This is a genomic window from Candidatus Symbiopectobacterium endolongispinus, assembly GCF_018777385.1.
GTDB classification, from domain to species: Bacteria; Pseudomonadota; Gammaproteobacteria; order Enterobacterales; family Enterobacteriaceae; genus Symbiopectobacterium; species Symbiopectobacterium endolongispinus.
The window spans coordinates 294417-310833 of sequence record NZ_JAFJYB010000004.1; the positions used below are offsets into that span (position 1 = coordinate 294417).

Below are 16417 nucleotides of genomic sequence, written 5' to 3' on the forward strand. Positions count from 1 at the left end.
AACATCAGGCCGGTTTGGTGTCTTGCGACAGGCGCACTGACTTCAAGGTGCTGGCGCGCACCGCCTGATAAATGGCAGTGCGGAGACCTTTATCTTCCAATACGGCGACGCCTTCAATGGTGGTACCGCCGGGGGAGCAGACATTGTCTTTCAACGCACCGGGATGCTGCCCACTTTCCAGCACCATCTTGGCAGAGCCCAACACGGTTTGTGCGGCAAACTAATAGGCCTGTTTGCGCGTCAGACCCCCGGCAACCGCAGCATCGGCCATCGCCTCAATCAGGATAAACACAAAGGCAGGGGCCGAACCGCCGACGCCCGTGACGACGTGGATCAGGTATTCCGGCACCTGTTCGTAGCGGCCAATGCTGCCGATCAGGGTGTTGACCTGTTCCAGCTCTTCGGCGGTCACCTGAGCGTTGGGTGTCACGGAACAGATGGCTTCGCGCACCAGTGCCGGGGTGTTCGGCATTACGCGCACCACCTTGCGCTCTGCGCCTACCACGGCACCGATCGCCTCAAGCGAGATACCTGCGGCGATCGAAACCAAAACCTGATTGGGGTTCAGCAAATCGGCAATGTCGTGCAGCGCGCGATTTACCACATCCGGTTTCACCGCCAGAAAAATAATATCTGCCTGAAGCGCCAGATCGGCATTGCTGGTTGCGGTAATAATGCCGTGTTGGCTGGCAAGCCCAGCGGTAATATCAGGAATGATGTCGTAAGCAATAATCTGCTGCGGTGAAACCACTTGGCTGGAAATTAACCCTAACAGAATGGCGCGGCCTATATTACCGCAACCAATAAAACCAATTTTCTTATTCATGGCGCTATCTTTTAATGTGATAATTCTTTAATCGGATGCGTGAATATTAAACAAATTGATATTCGCCACCGCCCAAAATCACCGATTTTCCTTTAACGGCGTCATTATCCGTGGCGATTTGCAATGCCGTGAGGCGGTTCTCCTCACCCGGCTGGAAAATAAATTGCTGTTCATCGATATACAGGGTGGTTGGCGTGTGTTCACTGGCGGAGAACTGGAATAATCTTTGCCAATGTTGCGCCACCTGCTCTGGATGCTGCACCGTGAAGACCGCCGCCTGAAGGCGAGCCTGGCCCACCGGGTGCGGCCTGTCGATGTTGTGAGTACGCAGGAAATCAAGACGGGCGGCGTCATTAGTTTTCCATTGCAGGACAAAGGGATAAGGCACACCATGGAAATCACCGCTGATGGTGAAGATACGCCACTCAATCAGATTACCCTGCTTGTCATGGCGTTTGCCATCCACAATCGGCGACAGCGCTAACCCCTGCTCACACAGCGCCTGATGGGTAGTATCAATATCGTCGCTGCGCAATTACACGCGGTACAGCACCTGCTGTTCCGGCAGCAGGCGTTTTGCATCATGAGACAGCAGAAAATCTTGCGCCTGTTCCAATTCCTGTGCATCACGAACGCGGACAATATATCGTTGCCACGCGCAACTCGGACTATTGGCGCGAAGGGCAGCCTTATATCGAACGTATTGTCTGGCGTATTATCACCGATAAATCCGCCGCCACCGCCGCGCTGGAAACCGGACAGGTACAACTGAGTGCCTATTCGCAGCTCTCACTGGCCGACCTGGATCGCCTGCAACGCCACCCGGATTTCTAGGTCACGCCGCGCGGTTCTGAAGGCAACATCTTCAACAACACGGTGGAATTTAACTTCCGCCGCAAAGAGATTGCCGATATTCGCGTGCGCCGCGCGATTGCTCACGCCATCGATGTACCGTTCTTTATCGAAAACTTCCTATATGGTCATGGCAAGCCAGCTACCGGCATTATTCCGTCTACCGCCACCAACTTCTATCCGGCAAACAGCAAGCAGCCCTACCCGTTCGATCGTAAAAAAGCGGAAGCCTTGCTGGATGAAGCAGGCTACCGCCGCCAGACCAACGGTACGCGATTTACGCTGAAGCTGGTGCGGATTGTTAACGGTGAAGACGTGCCGCTGTTTGCCACTTTTATTCTGCAATCGCTGGCGGAAGTGGGCATCAAAGTGGAGATTGCCAACTAAGACTACGCAGGTGCATTGACGGCGGTCTACAAAGAGCACAACTTTGATATCGCCACCGGTTGGCACCAGTATCGCGGCGATCCGGCGGTGTCCACTACCGTGTGGCTGCGCTCCGGCAGCCCGGCGGGTGCTCCCTGGACTAACCAATATGGCTGGCAGTCTGATGCTATCGACAAGCTGATTGATGATGCTGCATCAGAAGTGGATCCGCAGAAGCGCCGCGAGCTGTATGCCACACTGGTCGCGCAGGTGAACGAGCAATTCCCGGTGTGGTTTGCTACCGAGCGCCAGTTCCTCACCGTCATCAATTAAGAAGGTGAAGAACGCATTGAACACGGCGCGCTGGCCTTCCAGCAGTTGGCATGACATCTGGTTAGAGGGTTAATCACCGATGAGGCTGTTACTGCTGAGCGGTCGCCAGTGTGATTGCTGAGCGTCTGCCGGTGACACTTCTACTGATGGGTACGTCGCTCGCCTTTGCTATTCCGATCGGGATGGTGTTGGGCATTGTGTCCGCACGGCGAGTTAACCGCTGGCAGGATACGCTGATCTCTCTGTTGGGCCTGCTCTGCTACGCCACGCCATCATTCTGGTTTGGGCTGATGGGCATCTTTCTGTTTTCCATCTATCTCGACTGGCTCCCTTCCGGCGGATTTGAAACCATCGCCAGCGGGCTGACGGGCTGGGCCAGAGTGCTGGACATCGCCTACCATCTGATATTGCCGACGTTAACGCTGGCACTGGTTTTTCTGGCGATCTATCTGCGCATTATGCGCGCATCAATGCTGGAAGTGTCGACGCTGGATTTTGTGCACACTGCGCGCGCCAATGGCGTGCCGGAGACGCGCATCGTGGTGCGCCACGTGCTGCGCAATGCGTTGTTGCCGCTGGTGACGCTGATTGGGTTGCAAACCGGCACCATGCTGGGCGGCTCGGTAGTGGTAGAGAGTGTGTTCGCGCTGCCGGGGTTGGGGCGATTGGCCTATGAATCGGTGATGCAGCGTGACTTGAACACCCTGCTCGGCATTGTGTTTGTCTCCGCGCTGTTAGTGATAGCAATCAATTTTCTGGTGTACCTGCTGTATGCCCGGTTGGACCCCCGTATTGCAGGTGAAGGCTGATGGTGAACTTTCTTAAACGCTATGCGCGCAGTCCGAGCGCGCTGTTTGGCTTGATCTTGCTGGTGCTGGTGATCGGCATGGCGCTCTCTGCGGGCTGGTTCTTCCCGGCCGATCCGCTGTGCCTGGCGGGACGTCCGTTGCAGTGGCCGTTGCACAACGCCCGTTTCCTGTTGGGTACGGACCATACCGGGCGCGATATTGCCGCGCAGATCTTCCACGGTGCGCGTGTGTCACTCACCATTGGTGTGGTCGCTATTGGCATTGTGGTGGGGGCGTTGGCCGGCTTTTATGGCGGCGTGGTAGACGACATGCTGATGCGCCTGACCGAAGCGTTTCAGATCCTGCCCAACTTCTTGTTGCTGCTGGTATTGGTGGCGGTGTTTGGTTCTACGCTGTCGACGGTGATTCTGGCGATTGGCGTGGTCTCCTGGCCGCCTGCGACGCGGCTGACACGGGCCGAGTTTCTGTCGCTGCGCCACCGCGAATTTGTGCAGGCGGTGCGCTCACTGGGGATGCGTGACATGCCCATTGTGTTCCGGGAGATTTTACCTAACGCGCTGCCGCCGATTGTGGTGTACGCCAGTGTGATCATGGCCGTGGCGATTCTCCTGGAAAGCGCGCTGGCGTTCCTGAACTTGTCCGATCCCAACGTGCCCTCGCTGGGCAACCTGATTGGTGGCGGACGCAGCGTATTGCGACAGGAGTGGTACGTTTCTGCCATTCCCGGCGTAGCTATCTTATTGACCGTGCTCGCTGTCTCCTTGGTGGGACAAGGGCTGAATGATGCATTGAATCCAAGGCTGAGAAACCGATGAGCGTACTGTTATCCATTAATCATCTCGGCGTGGCGTTGCCGCCGGATGCCGACCGCCCCTGGGCGTTACGCGACCTGTCGCTTGATTTGCGCTATAACGAAATTATGTGCGTGGTGGGCGAGAGCGGATCTGGCAAATCCATGACCGCCAGCGCCATTATGGGGTTGCTGCCTGAGCGGGTACAACCGACGCAGGGCAGCATTACCTTTGAAGGGCGTGACCTGCTGCAACTGACACAAGAAGAACTCCGGCAGTGGCGCGGTGCACGCATTGGCATGATTTTTCAGGATCCGATGACGGCACTTAATCCGCTGCACCGGGTGGGCGACCAAATTGCCGAAATGTTTCTTACCCATCGCCCCAAACTGACCAGGCAGGATGTGGACGCACGCGTACTGCGCTTGCTGGAAGATGTGCATATTCCTGACCCGACCGCCACGGTGCGTGCCTATCCGCACCAGCTTTCTGGCGGCCAGCGTCAGCGCATTGGTTTGGCGCGCGCACTGGCGGTGGAACCGAAAATTCTGGTGGCCGATGAGCCGGTATCGGCATTAGACGTCTCTGTGCAAGCGCAGGTGCTGGCGCTGCTAACAGATTTGCGGCAACGCCTGGGTTTGTCGTTAATTTTTATCACCCACGATCTGCGCGTGGCGGCACAAGTGTGCGATCGCATTATCGTGATGAAATCCGGCAAGATTGTGGAGCAGGGGCCGACCTATCAGGTGTATCAGCAGCCGCAGCACGCCTACACCCGGCAACTGCTGGAAGCGACTCCGGGGCGTGAGTGGCAAGTGTCGGCGGCGTGAATCTGCCCGCCGCCAGCATGAAGCGGGGATGGTGTTCCGACCTATTGAGGCCAGAGACAATGCGGCTATAGCAGAGATCATCCGCAACAGCTTTCTGGAAAACAAAATAGATCATTTAGATGGCGTTAGCCTCCACGATCCCGAACTAGAGCGGTTAAGTGAGGTTTATAGCCACGCTGCCGCAGGGCAGCACGTTGGGTATTTTCGGTGAAAGCGGTTCCGGAAAATCGACGCTGGCGCGCTGCATCGTGCGGTTATATCAGCCGGATTCCGGCGAAATTCACTTTGATGGGCACGATATGGCCCGACTGAAATCTCGCGCGCTGCGTGAACAGAGTCGGGATATTCAGATGGTATTTCAGGACCCGTTTGCCTCGCTGAACCCGCGCCAAACGGTGGGTTAAATCGCCGCCAAAGGGCTGCTGATTCGCGGTGTACCACGCGCGCAGGCGCTGGAGAAGGTCAAAGCACTGTTTGCGCTGGTGGGATTGGATGCCGGCGCGATACACCGTTACCCCATGAATTCTCCGGCGGCCAGCGTCAGCGCATTGGTTTGGCGCGCGCACTGGCGGTGGAACCGAAAATTCTGGTGGCCGATGAGCCGGTATCGGCATTAGACGTCTCTGTGCAAGCGCAGGTGCTGGCGCTGCTAACAGATTTGCGGCAACGCCTGGGTTTGTCGTTAATTTTTATCACCCACGATCTGCGCGTGGCGGCACAAGTGTGCGATCGCATTATCGTGATGAAATCCGGCAAGATTGTGGAGCAGGGGCCGACCTATCAGGTGTATCAGCAGCCGCAGCACGCCTACACCCGGCAACTGCTGGAAGCGACTCCGGGGCGTGAGTGGCAAGTGTCGGCGGCGTGAATCTGCCCGCCGCCAGCATGAAGCGGGGATGGTGTTCCGACCTATTGAGGCCAGAGACAATGCGGCTATAGCAGAGATCATCCGCAACAGCTTTCTGGAAAACAAAATAGATCATTTAGATGACGTTAGCCTCCACGATCCCGAACTAGAGCGGTTAAGTGAGGTTTATAGCCAGCCTGGAACCGGATACTGGGTTGCTTAGGCCAACAGCAACATTGTCGGGGGGGGGCTGGAATCGCTCCGCTTGGCGGTGAGGAAGGAACGTGTGAAATGCAGAAGCTGTATTTCAGTAGTGACGTTAAAGGCATGGGGATGGGCAGGAGCATGATCGCCTTTATTATTGCGCAGACTTGGCAATACGGGCCATAACAGCTGTGGCATCTGTATGCTTAGGACGCTGTGACAGCGCAAAATTGGTATGGGCGTGCAAAATGATAGTTTCAAATCAACGGATGTTGATTATGTGGGGACGATCAACTGCAACAGGGGATAACGCTCCATCCACCGTTTTGCAAAGACACGTTGCCTAAAAACATCTAACTTTTCATGCTCAAAGGGCGGCGTCGGTCGTAGGCGTAGTTCAAACAGATCGTCGAGTCCGTAGGGAGCGATAATCTCAATAACATTGTTATCTCCCACCCTGGCTGCGATATCCGTTGCGGTCTCAGGCCAATACAGCAGCGCATTCTCTGTTGAGTGGTAGCGATCATTACCGTTACGTTGATGCATTCTGGCTTGATTCTTCACCGACCAGTTGAACTCAGGAGCTTGTTGACGAAGTTTCTCTTCCAGGTCGCTATAGTGAGCTGGGTTAGCGCATTCTGCGCCGAACCAGACAACATCCACATCTCCAGATATGGGCCTTTGCCCATATCTGTGCAGGTGATCCCACATGGCATCCCGCACAAACCCAGCGCCGATCCAGCCATCATGCAGTATTAACGCCCGCGTGGCGTACAGAGCCTGCATCCTTACCGGATCGTCTAATAATAATCGCTGCAATGCCTCCTGATACTTAATCATTCTTCCTCTTAGAAAAATGGTCGTATATGTTCGTATCTGCCTGAGGGGAGAAATAGTATCAGCATTCTGGATGTCGTTACCTCATTGTTACCTTTACGTCTGCTTAGACCTTCCGCTTGAAGGTTCTGGCTGCTTTGTGCCAGGAGCGTACTTCCAGTCAATTACAAACCCATGTCTGATAGATATAATCCCCCAGCACCACTTAGTGACGCTATGACGATAGAACAACACAACGCCGATTGTGACTTTTGGAGTTATCGGAACCTTATTGTACATAAATATGAATAATGTTATCGGCATTGTAGGGTTTTTCAACATCAAGTTAGACAGTATTCTCTCATCATCAAGTCAGCGCCACGCCCTGCTAAGCAGTAAATGATTATGCAGGATATGGAATAACCCATATTTAAAGTGAGAGATTAAAATGTCTGATTCTCAGGTTGAACGTAATAAAGCCGCTTTCCGTCTTCTGATTTAAGATGCCATGCCTAACGGTCGTTTCGATGTTATTCGTGAGCTGGTTTCTAAAACAGCCGTCACCGAACGCGCTGGTTTTGCCAGCCTGTATAAAGCTCTCAGTGACGCGATTCCTGAGCGTGGTAACTTCCTGGAATGGCTGGAAACCGCTTTCAGAAGCGCTTGGCGGTCAGAAAGTCACTATGCACCACGTGGTCGGTGACGGTAACACCGTAATGATGAAATGGTTCTACTAAGTGCAGCATAAAGGCACTTTTGTCGGTGCCCCCGCTACTAACAATACCATTACATGGGAGGAAGTGGGTATCGCACACTTCAATGACGACAGCAAAATTGAAAACATGTGGTTCATGTGTGAAGAGCTGAAACTGGCTGTCCAGATTGGTTATGAACTTAATCTGAAATAACAGCAGCCCTCTCAGCCTTATACCATCAATAAAACCATTCCCTGTAACGTTGTTGCAGGGAATGGTTTTACCGTGTATCCGGAGAAAGTCCATATGAACGAAACTATCAAGCTGCTGCTGTCACATAAAAGCGATCGTAGCTACCTGGAGAAAGAACTCCCTGAAGAGGTACTGAATAACGTGATTAACGCTGCATGGCGTGCACCCACATCGGTCCACACTCAGCAAGTTTCAGTGATCGTGACACGCGATCCGGTAACGAAAGCCCGAATCACAGAGCTTTCGGGTGGTCAGCCCTGGATTGCCCGTGCCCCGGTGTTTCTGACTTTTGTGCTCGACCTGAATAAAACCCACAAAGGTCTGGACGCTATCGGTGAAAAGCAGCTGGCTCATACCAGCATTGAAGGGATTGTTTCCGGAACTCAGGATGTCGGATTGCACTCGCATCTGCCATGCTGGCAGCCCGGGCGCAGGGCCTGGGTGTGGTACCTATTGGTGGTATCAGGAAAAACCCGCAGGAGATCATCGAACTGCTCGGACTCCCTGAAATGACATTTCCTATTAACGGTTTAACCCCTGGGCTATGTGGATAAACCAGGGCACCTTAAACCTAGTTTGCCGAATCCTTCCTTTCGCCACGAAGAGAAGTACAGTAGCGATAAAATGGGCGCAATGATTGAACAACATAACGCTGAACTTACCGCTCACTGGCAGGCGATTGGCCTTAAAGACGGAGATAACTGGAGCCGGACGGTGGGTGACTATTACAATTGCATCTATTATCCGGATATTCTTCAGAGCCTGCTGAAGCAAGGTTTTAAACTGGATAAATAAGCAAAAGCGGAGCCTGAGCTCCGCTTTTTTTACGCTTTAGTCGCTCCCAGTAACGGAAGCGCGTTCAGCATATTTTTCAGGTTAATCGCATCCCAGGGGAGATGCTCGGTAATTCCCAGCCCCACGATATCCGCCGCAGCATCGGCTTCGCTGATGATCCAGAGTACATCCTCGATACCCAGTTTCCCCTTGGCAACGCCATCCCATGAAGGGGCATCCTTGTCTGTACGGGCAAACATCACGGCGCGGAATTTATGATAATCCAGTACATCCATATCAAAATGGACAGCAAGGTGTGTAATTTTTTCCTTTTCTATCCATTCGCGAATAGCAGATGTTTTTGCCCGCACGTCCTCTGGTGAGCTGGTCTGAATGTTATGAGCACTCAGAAACTCTGCTTCATACTCGTTCGGACTATGAATACCGGCAATAAAGACTTTTGATGAAGGAACCGGATGTGAAACGCGTTTTGTCAGCGCCTCATCACCGTTACCCATAAGTGCGCCAAGCACGTGGGCATGCGCATTCTCATACTGCGCAGGTGTCATCACATCTGGATGGGTATCAATCCATAAAATGCCAAATCCTTCACCCCAGCGCTTGCTGAGCCACGCAAAGGGTTCAAGATCTACAAGGCAATCCCCGCCCAGGACGGTCATTCGATTGGGGGCATGTTCCCGGATAATGTCAGCCGCTTTATCAAGCTCAGTCATCACTTCGCTGCGTCCACGGATGCCGTCTTCCACTGCATAGACTGTCCCCGTATCAGCAACCGGGACGGTCACCGTGGGTTCTTTTCCTTCCGGAGCCAGCCATGCGAGCATTTCAGCGCCAAATTTATAGGCAGGCAGGTTGCCACCCAGCCACAAAGGGAAAATCAGTCTCAAATCGCTGCGGTTGTTCATCGATACCTCTCCTTAAATGTTTTCAGTATTGGGTTGTCTGCGGACGTGTCTGTGAGGGTTGGTTTTCCAGCCCCACAGAATCAGCCCGCTCAGCACAACCACTATTCCACCGGTTAAAAAATCCACCGCCAGTCCCGCCGGGTCCACAATCGTTCCGCCAATGGCGGAGCCCGCGGCAATAGAAACCTGTGCGGTAAATGTGAATATGGCCGAGCCTGCTTCCAGTTCATTACCTGATGCTTCACGATTGCTGAGATTCAGACAAAGCGGAATAATCCCCCAGGCGGCCCCCCATATCAGCACGCCGAGAATAAGCCCTGTAGAATGCTCCAGCCATGACATCGCAATCAATGCACCCGCGAGCATGGCAAGCCCGACAGTCAGCATCACAGGTAGATTTTTATTCACAAAACGGGGAGCAAAGAAGTTAGCCGCAAAACCGGTTACCACGAAGTCCAGTAATACCCAGGATATCATCTGTGAATCGATGCCTGCCTGTTTCAGCAGGGGGCAAGGTAGGTATAGGTACCAAAATGTGTGCCATATATAAGTGCAATAAGAAGCAGACTTTTTCGCCCACGCTGATGTCTGGTGAATGACAGTAACGACTTGATGCGTATAGGGTCACTGGTTTTAATCACGGGCAGGAATACCGTTTGCAATATCAGAGATATTGCAGCCATGAGGGCTGCTGCGCCAAATGCTCCTCGCCAACTAAAGTACTCCGCAACAAGCGAGCCAAGCGGAACGCCAATAATCATAGCGACGGTTACTCCACCGAATACAGCAGCAATCGCAGTCCACGCCTTATCTATGGAAACAAGATTACCGGCGACCGCCAGGCCCATGGCCCCAAAAGCCCCCAGACTAACACCTGCCAGCGCTCTGCTGGCCAGCATGATTAACCAGGATGAGGAAAGTGCTGAAGTCATGGCCGATACCAGCAGCACCAACAATGTAATCAACAGCTTTTTTCTGTCTGTCTTTCCTGCAACGATAAGCACGCCTGGTGCTGCAATAGCGCCAAGTATTCCCGGTAAGGTCATCATTAATCCTGCCTGCCCGGAGGTCACACTAAAGGTCTGCGCAACGTCAGGCAAAACGCCTACCTGGATAAATTCAGTGGTAACCGATGAAAATGCTCCAATGGCCAGAGAGAATACCGCTGGCCAGTTATTCCGTGGTTTTCCGCTACTGTATTGCTCTGACTGAACCTTAAACATCAGGCCCCCAGATTCAGAATAACGGAGTAAGTTGCCTGGCGCGACAGCAATCTCTGGTAGCCAGATTCCAGCTCATTCATTTCGTAAGTACGGTCTATTACCGGTCGCAAATATCCTTGCGTAGCCAGCATCATCAGCTGTTCAAGTCCTGCTCTGGCGTGTCAGAGTGAAGCGCATAACCCTTCACAATTTTCTCCCGGCCGATAATATCAAGCAGATTTACGGAGACTTCTTTGCCACCGGTAAAACCAATTGATATCAGCTGCCCCATGCGACGAAGAGACGCAAGCAGTAGCGAGAAAAGATGTCCGCCAACAGGGTCAAAGGCCACATCAGCCTCTTTTCCTTCGGTTAAAGCCATGACATCTTCCACCACATTTCCATGTTGCCAGTTAATAACGAAATGGGGCCCAGCCTCTCGCGCCTGGCTGGCTTTTTCATCAGAGGACACCAGGGCGATAACGCTGGCACCCGCCGCCCGGGCAGTCTGAACCAGCGCGTGGCCGACAGAGCCTGTGGAGCCAGATATCAGAACAGTCTCCCGGCCTGAATTTTTGCAATACGGTTCAGTGCGTGCTAGGCCGTCAAATAGTTAACGGTCAGTGCAGCCCCCTCATCGAGGGTAATTGAGTCAGGCAGCGCCATGATTCTTCTGTTATCCACAACAACCCATTCCTGGAACATACCGTCTTCTGTTATCCCTAGCTGACCACCGCCATACACGGCAACTCGTGTTCCTTTGGCAAAGATATCGCTCTCTTCAATAATTCCGGAGCCTTCATTCCCCAGAACAAGCGGAAAAGGCGTATCACTAAAGGCCCCGGTACGGATCGTATTCGACAGCTGATTGATGGACGCCCAATGTATTCGGACCAGTGACGTGCCGTCTCTTTTTTGCGGTATATTCCGCGATTCGATGTTCATAACAGGAGCACTGCCTGTCGTACGTGTGATGATAGCTTTCATAGGAGTACCTTTACCCGGAGGAAAAGAGACAGGTAACGGTTATAAAAACCTGTCTGGAAAAATAGTATTGGTGCTCTAAGGATAGGGACTGGTTTGGAAAGAAAAAGAGAACAATAATGTTATCTATATTCACAAATATGGATAATGAACGATGATGATGTTTAAGGTAGCCGGATGAATCAAGTGTTGGCTATGCGGGTCTATGTACGCACCGTTGAGGCAAAATCGTTCAGTCGCGCGGCAGATCAGCTCGAGCTACCGCGGTCAACAGTCAGTAAATTGATTACCGATCTGGAAAAACATCTTGGTGTGAATCTGATACATCGAACGACACGGTCGGTAAACGTGACTGCAGAAGGATGGGAATATTACCGGCGGGCGATAAAACTTGTTGCAGACATCGATGAAGCTGAACAAGCGGTGAGGGGAAAGAAAGATAAACCTCAGGGCCACCTGCGAATCGATGTTCAGGTCTCGTTTGCGCATAATCTCCTGATCCCGGCGCTGCCCGAGTTTAATCAGGAGTACCCCGATATCACGATGGCGCTGGGGATTAGTGACAGAACCATCAACATAGTGGGAGAAGGTGTGGGCTGTGCTATAAGGGCTGGCTCCATTCAGGACCAGACTCTGGTTGCTCGTAAAATTACAGATCTCGAATACGTGACCTGCGTATCTGCAGACTATTTCAAAAGTATGGGTATCCCACGAACCCCCCGGGAAGTCGCCGATGCACATAAAAAAATTATTTATTTCTCGTCCACAACCGGAAGAATTGTTCCATTAACCTTAACCGGCAAGGTGAAACGCTGGAAATTACAGAAAGCCAGTATTCTGCTAACGATGGGGATGTGGTTATCAATATGATGCTGGCAGGGATGGGCATTGCGCAGCATCTCAGAGCGTTTATTCAGCCCCATCTGGATTCGGGTCGACTGGTGCCTGTTTTGAAAAACTGGCATCAACCGGCGCTGCCGTTTTATGTCGTATATCGGCAAAACATACATCAGAATGAGCGACTAAGGGTTTTTATTGACTGGTTGATGAGAAAATTTGGTTAACGTCCGCTTTTCGCTCACAGTTGACGGAATACAACATAACGGCAGCTCGCTGGCCGGCCGATATAATCATCAGACAGTACAATGCCTGACTACCTGAAACTAAGGTAAAAAACCGCTCATGAGGCGTTACAGTGCTGTGCCGGGATACAGATTAGGATCCGGGTGGTAGTTAGGGTCTTCGAATCTGGAATTACTGAATCGCTTTTCCGCCGTTGACCCATTGGATTTGTAAGTCACTTCAGGATTGGGCGTGAGGTGCCATGTAGTGCCATTTTTATCGCGTTCGATGAAAGAAGCGTCCGAGGTACAAAAATCGTCTGAGCCTTTGTTCAGCATAAACTGGTAATAGCGTCCTGCTTTTGGGGTGAACTTGATTGTGATGAAGCAAGAGAGCGTTCGCGGGCCTCCCCACATCATCGACACCTCGGTTTCTAAATCAGGCTGGACGCGTGTTTCGTAGTAATCGAAGGTCAAATCTTACCTGGCTTTGGGCATGCTCATGTCCTGCGTGTTAATGAAGGGCAAGGGGTCTGACCGGATGACGCCCCCAGTGCGGACGCCCTTTTCATATTGATAGATACCCGCATGTTGCGTGTAGTTAACGATACGAACCCACGCGGGGTTTGGCTCATTAACAGGTGCGGTAAAGTAATTAGTATGAGGGATAAACTGGCAACCCGCTAACAAGGGGAGAGCCAGTGAGCATAGAGAAGGGCGTGATGACACGGTGAGCATCCTTTGCAATGTATCTAGTGTTCTTTCTGAAAACAAAAACACCCTACGTTAAGTACAAATTCGTCATATGGGACAATTCCCTAATTTTCAGTCCACCCTAAATTCTAGAGTGTTAATCAATGGGGGCCGGTCAGTCCCAGGAGCGGACGTTGATATTAATCTATGGTGAGGAAATTATGATGCCCGCTCTGCATGGAGTCATCGCGAGGCCACGATTTTCCTCACGTGGCTTTTGATGATATGTAATGCAAGTCTGCTACTGACTCACACGGTGAGTATACCTGTTTCACTCCATGCAACTTAGCAGGACCACTGATCCCAGTAGGGTGGCGTCCCAAATTCTTTCACAAAAAATTGGAAACCTCCCGGACTTTCCTTGACCTCAGCCTATTTTCTGGAGAGAGGATCTGTATAAAAGATTCTTGAACTGTCGCTGACATCTGCCATTCCGGCATTATGCTGACAAGCTGATTCCCAGCAAAACTCTCAGGTAGAAACATCCAGGTTGGCAAAAGCACAATACCACGTGAGGCCAGAGCTGCGGAGACCAGGCTTTCCGAGTTGTTGCTCCTCAGCGAACCGGATACATCATATTGCTTCAACCCCTGATCCGAATTGCGCCGAAAGAACCATTTTTGTGTTCCTCTGACACCTCGATACAGAAGGCAGTTATGCCTTTGCAAATCAGCGGGACGGGTGAGAACACCGTATTTGTCGAGATAAGAAGGACTGGCGGCCAGAATATAGCGTTGAGCTGCGATGACTTTGCCAATAAGTCCTGAATCTGTCAGATGGCCCACCCGAATCGTGATATCCGCGCCTTCCCGTACCGGATCGATATAGGTATCAGTCAGTGTCAGTTCAACTGACAGGTCAGGAAATCGCTCCTGTAGTTTATTGAGTACGCCTGCAACATGCAGTCGTCCCAGGGCTTCTGTGGCATTAATACTCAGTTGGCCGTGGATTTGTTCATCCCTCAGGGCAAGTTCACCAACGGCACTGTCGAGTAGGTCAAGCGCTTCATTAAACTGTAACCTAAAGCGAGCCCCTTCCTCTGTCAGCCTTATAGCTCGGGTGCTTAGGTAGAGCAACTGATGGCCGAGATCCTTTTCGAGAGCAGATATATACCGCGATACCGAAGATGCTGGCGTGTTGAAAATCCGCGCAGTTTCAAGAAAACTGCCTGTTTCAGCTGCTTTTAAAAAGTAGCGCAGGCCTTTCAGGTCCATATTCACCCCCGCAAAACGCCATAGAAATCAAAGCTTGAATCATGAGTGCAATTTTAGCAATAGTGATATGCCATATCATGGCATTGTTACTAATAATGCAACCTATTAAGCTTGCCAATTGCGATAGTGACTACCTTATATGAGGTGCACTGATCTTAACTTCTGGCATATGGACACAGTATGAAAACGCTATTTGAACCGTTTAATCTTTCGGGTGCGATGTTGCAAAACCGCATCGTAATGGCCCCGATGACACGCGCTCGCGCAGCAAACGATATTGCAGATGAACAGACCGCTTTGTATTACACACAACGCGCCACCGCCGGTCTGATCGTGAGTGAAGGTACGCCCATCTCTCGCCAAGGGCAGGGGTATCTGCTTAATCCGGGCATTTTCACCGCTGCTCAGATTGCTGGCGGGCGTCTGACGACGGATTCTGCCCATTCAGTTGGTGGTAAAATTTTCGCTCAGCTTTGGCATGTTGGCCGAGTTTCACATTCTTCCATTCAGGGAGACGATGCGCTGCCAGTTAGCGCCAGCTCAAAAGCAGCGAAAAGCGCGATGGCCTTTGGATACGACCAGAATGGCAAATCAGGCCCAGTTCCTGTCCCAGCGCCACGTCAACTATCAACCAACGAAGTCGAGGACGTCATCAGACAGTTTGCCCGCGCGGCAGAAAACGCAATAAAGGCGGGCTTTGATGGTGTGGAAATCCATGGGGCAAATGGTTACCTTCATGAACAGTTCCTTAACCCCAGGGTTAATGACCGTACAGATCGATATTCCGCTGAATCTTTGCAAAATCGCCTTCGCTTTACGATCGACGTCATTGATGCCATCACCAATGCGATTGGTGCAGAGCGAACCGATATCCGTCTCCCACCCTACGGCCAACTTTTTGATATGCTACTGTATGATGAGATAAATGAAACCTACACCGCGCTTGTCGGGGCTATTGGTCAACGTAAGCTTGCCTATGTCCATATTATGAATCAGACCGGATTCAAACGTATTGATAAAGGTTCTGAGGAGACTAACCATGGCAATTTCTTTGCATTGTTGGAAACATTCAAACATTTCTTGCCCCATACCGCACTGATACTGGCAGGTGGACTGACACGGAATATTGCAGAAAAAATGATTAATAACAATATTATTGATCTTGCTGCGTTCGGTGTACCTTACATCAGTAACCCGGACCTGGTAGCACGATTAAAAAATAACTGGCCTATTGCCGATGCAGATCGAAATACATTTTATGGTCAGCATGCGATAGGTTATATCGATTACCCTCCCTACAAACCGCAGCAATACAATAAATAAGGGAACTCTGATTGAGATATTCTGTGGTATCGCATGCACTGAATAAATTTATTCGTATGGAATAAGGTTTCAACGACTTACTACGAAAAATAATAAATTATTGCTACTGATACTGTCAGGGGCAGTTTTCGGCGCTATCACGGCATAAAATTATTGTCACTGGTATTGGACAGGATTTAAGGAACAAAGGGTTTATTTGATTTCGCTGCGCAGGCCGGCCTGCTTACTTTTTGGATGTCTTTTGGACTCGCCTACGTCAAGCTTGCCGTGAAGGTTGAGTAAAATTGCCCAAACCCAGCGCTGTCCACTAACTACATTAATGAACAGGAAAATATGATGTTATTGGTTAAAGGTTTCAAGCATGTTGGATTTCTAACCCGTAAAAAAGACCAAAGCTTTGAAGATTTTGTTAAGTATTGGGATGAGGTACATACAGCCATTACTCTCAGACTCCCAGGATTAAAAAGCTATGTACTGAATCCCATAGATCGTGAAAAATACCCTGATTCACCCGTGGATGGTTTCTCCGAGCTCTGGTTTGACTCCCTTGATGATGCGT

Annotated in this window: 23 protein-coding genes and 3 pseudogenes; 15 read left to right on the top strand and 11 right to left on the bottom strand. The window is 51.3% G+C overall.

Annotation, left to right across the window (positions count from 1 at the left end):
* Positions 1–4 precede the first annotated feature (4 nt).
* Both proC and JZM30_RS16875 read right to left on the bottom strand, forming a co-directional pair.
* Positions 5–826, bottom strand: a pseudogene (gene proC / locus JZM30_RS16870) (pyrroline-5-carboxylate reductase).
* A 46-nt stretch (positions 827–872) separates the two neighbouring features.
* Complete coding sequence (locus tag JZM30_RS16875) at positions 873–1361, bottom strand: VOC family protein (RefSeq protein ID WP_252320082.1); 489 nt, start codon at positions 1359–1361, stop codon at positions 873–875.
* 41 nt (positions 1362–1402) lie between these two features.
* On the opposite strand from JZM30_RS16875, the gene JZM30_RS16880 reads away from it, so the two are divergent.
* The 8 genes from JZM30_RS16880 (at position 1403) to JZM30_RS16915 (ending at position 5675) form a co-directional block, all read left to right on the top strand.
* A complete protein-coding gene (locus tag JZM30_RS16880; protein ID WP_252320084.1) occupies positions 1403–1660 on the top strand; it encodes an ABC transporter substrate-binding protein in 258 nt (85 codons plus the stop codon).
* 42 nt (positions 1661–1702) lie between these two features.
* On the top strand, positions 1703–2065 hold the full coding sequence (locus JZM30_RS16885; protein ID WP_252320086.1) for an ABC transporter substrate-binding protein: 363 nt from the start codon (positions 1703–1705) through the stop codon (positions 2063–2065).
* Positions 2066–2080: 15 nt separating this feature from the next.
* Positions 2081–2377, top strand: a complete 297-nt coding sequence (locus JZM30_RS16890) for a hypothetical protein (RefSeq protein WP_252320088.1) — start codon at positions 2081–2083, stop codon at positions 2375–2377.
* A gap of 110 nt (positions 2378–2487) precedes the next feature.
* The gene (locus JZM30_RS16895; RefSeq protein WP_252320090.1) at positions 2488–3186 is read left to right on the top strand and encodes an ABC transporter permease; all 699 of its coding nucleotides are present in this window, start codon (positions 2488–2490) and stop codon (positions 3184–3186) included.
* The gene (locus JZM30_RS16900) at positions 3186–4001 is read left to right on the top strand and encodes an ABC transporter permease (RefSeq protein ID WP_252320092.1); all 816 of its coding nucleotides are present in this window, start codon (positions 3186–3188) and stop codon (positions 3999–4001) included. Before JZM30_RS16895 ends, JZM30_RS16900 begins: the two co-directional genes overlap by 1 nt.
* Positions 3998–4807 carry an ABC transporter ATP-binding protein gene (locus JZM30_RS16905; RefSeq protein WP_252320094.1) on the top strand — a complete coding sequence of 270 codons (810 nt, stop codon included), beginning with the start codon at positions 3998–4000 and terminating at the stop codon, positions 4805–4807. The genes JZM30_RS16900 and JZM30_RS16905 overlap by 4 nt, the downstream gene beginning before the upstream one ends.
* 158 nt (positions 4808–4965) lie before the next feature.
* A complete protein-coding gene (locus JZM30_RS16910; RefSeq protein WP_252320096.1) occupies positions 4966–5211 on the top strand; it encodes an ATP-binding cassette domain-containing protein in 246 nt (81 codons plus the stop codon).
* Positions 5212–5354: 143 nt separating this feature from the next.
* Positions 5355–5675 (top strand): ABC transporter ATP-binding protein, encoded by a 321-nt coding sequence (locus JZM30_RS16915; protein WP_368858843.1) that lies wholly within the window; start codon positions 5355–5357, stop codon positions 5673–5675.
* Between the two features lie 459 nt (positions 5676–6134).
* Here JZM30_RS16915 and JZM30_RS16920 read toward each other — a convergent pair whose 3' ends face one another.
* Entirely contained in the window at positions 6135–6695 is a 561-nt protein-coding gene (locus JZM30_RS16920) for a nucleotidyltransferase family protein (RefSeq protein WP_252320598.1), read from the bottom strand.
* A gap of 515 nt (positions 6696–7210) precedes the next feature.
* On the opposite strand from JZM30_RS16920, the gene JZM30_RS16925 reads away from it, so the two are divergent.
* The 3 genes and pseudogenes from JZM30_RS16925 (at position 7211) to JZM30_RS16935 (ending at position 8416) form a co-directional block, all read left to right on the top strand.
* Positions 7211–7411, top strand: coding sequence for a hypothetical protein (locus JZM30_RS16925; protein WP_252320100.1), 201 nt, complete (start codon positions 7211–7213; stop codon positions 7409–7411).
* Positions 7412–7582, top strand: coding sequence for a nuclear transport factor 2 family protein (locus JZM30_RS16930; protein ID WP_252320102.1), 171 nt, complete (start codon positions 7412–7414; stop codon positions 7580–7582).
* 93 nt (positions 7583–7675) lie between these two features.
* A pseudogene (locus tag JZM30_RS16935) lies at positions 7676–8416 on the top strand (nitroreductase family protein).
* A gap of 29 nt (positions 8417–8445) precedes the next feature.
* On the opposite strand, the gene JZM30_RS16940 reads toward JZM30_RS16935, so the two are convergent.
* Genes JZM30_RS16940 through JZM30_RS16960 form a run of 6 tightly spaced genes read right to left on the bottom strand, consistent with a single transcriptional unit; the run spans position 8446 to position 11510 of the window.
* Entirely contained in the window at positions 8446–9321 is an 876-nt protein-coding gene (locus tag JZM30_RS16940; RefSeq protein ID WP_252320104.1) for an arginase family protein, read from the bottom strand.
* Between the two features lie 12 nt (positions 9322–9333).
* Positions 9334–9798, bottom strand: a complete 465-nt coding sequence (locus JZM30_RS16945; protein WP_252320106.1) for an MFS transporter — start codon at positions 9796–9798, stop codon at positions 9334–9336.
* A 23-nt stretch (positions 9799–9821) separates the two neighbouring features.
* Positions 9822–10544, bottom strand: coding sequence for an MFS transporter (locus JZM30_RS16950; protein ID WP_252320108.1), 723 nt, complete (start codon positions 10542–10544; stop codon positions 9822–9824).
* Entirely contained in the window at positions 10544–10678 is a 135-nt protein-coding gene (locus tag JZM30_RS23665; protein ID WP_286673615.1) for a hypothetical protein, read from the bottom strand. The genes JZM30_RS16950 and JZM30_RS23665 overlap by 1 nt, the downstream gene beginning before the upstream one ends.
* Positions 10678–11076: a zinc-binding dehydrogenase gene (locus JZM30_RS16955; protein WP_308167189.1), complete on the bottom strand. Its 399-nt coding sequence runs from the start codon at positions 11074–11076 to the stop codon at positions 10678–10680. Before JZM30_RS16955 ends, JZM30_RS23665 begins: the two co-directional genes overlap by 1 nt.
* Before the next feature lie 44 nt (positions 11077–11120).
* Positions 11121–11510, bottom strand: coding sequence for a quinone oxidoreductase family protein (locus JZM30_RS16960; protein ID WP_252320112.1), 390 nt, complete (start codon positions 11508–11510; stop codon positions 11121–11123).
* A gap of 174 nt (positions 11511–11684) precedes the next feature.
* Between JZM30_RS16960 and JZM30_RS16965 the strand changes: the two genes are divergently transcribed.
* Both JZM30_RS16965 and JZM30_RS16970 read left to right on the top strand, forming a co-directional pair.
* Positions 11685–12377, top strand: coding sequence for a LysR family transcriptional regulator (locus tag JZM30_RS16965; RefSeq protein ID WP_252320114.1), 693 nt, complete (start codon positions 11685–11687; stop codon positions 12375–12377).
* On the top strand, positions 12374–12571 hold the full coding sequence (locus tag JZM30_RS16970; RefSeq protein ID WP_252320116.1) for a LysR substrate-binding domain-containing protein: 198 nt from the start codon (positions 12374–12376) through the stop codon (positions 12569–12571). The genes JZM30_RS16965 and JZM30_RS16970 overlap by 4 nt, the downstream gene beginning before the upstream one ends.
* A 126-nt stretch (positions 12572–12697) precedes the next feature.
* Here the strand turns inward: JZM30_RS16970 and JZM30_RS16975 are convergent, their stop codons facing one another.
* Both JZM30_RS16975 and JZM30_RS16980 read right to left on the bottom strand, forming a co-directional pair.
* Positions 12698–13045 carry a hypothetical protein gene (locus JZM30_RS16975; protein ID WP_252320118.1) on the bottom strand — a complete coding sequence of 116 codons (348 nt, stop codon included), beginning with the start codon at positions 13043–13045 and terminating at the stop codon, positions 12698–12700.
* Positions 13046–13650: 605 nt separating this feature from the next.
* Positions 13651–14535, bottom strand: a complete 885-nt coding sequence (locus JZM30_RS16980) for a LysR family transcriptional regulator (RefSeq protein ID WP_252320119.1) — start codon at positions 14533–14535, stop codon at positions 13651–13653.
* Between the two features lie 180 nt (positions 14536–14715).
* Between JZM30_RS16980 and JZM30_RS16985 the strand changes: the two genes are divergently transcribed.
* Together JZM30_RS16985 and JZM30_RS16990 are read left to right on the top strand one after the other, a co-directional pair.
* A complete protein-coding gene (locus tag JZM30_RS16985) occupies positions 14716–15858 on the top strand; it encodes an alkene reductase (protein WP_252320121.1) in 1143 nt (380 codons plus the stop codon).
* 336 nt (positions 15859–16194) lie between these two features.
* Positions 16195–16416, top strand: a pseudogene (locus tag JZM30_RS16990) (EthD family reductase); the annotation flags it as partial.
* Position 16417: the final 1 nt, after the last annotated feature.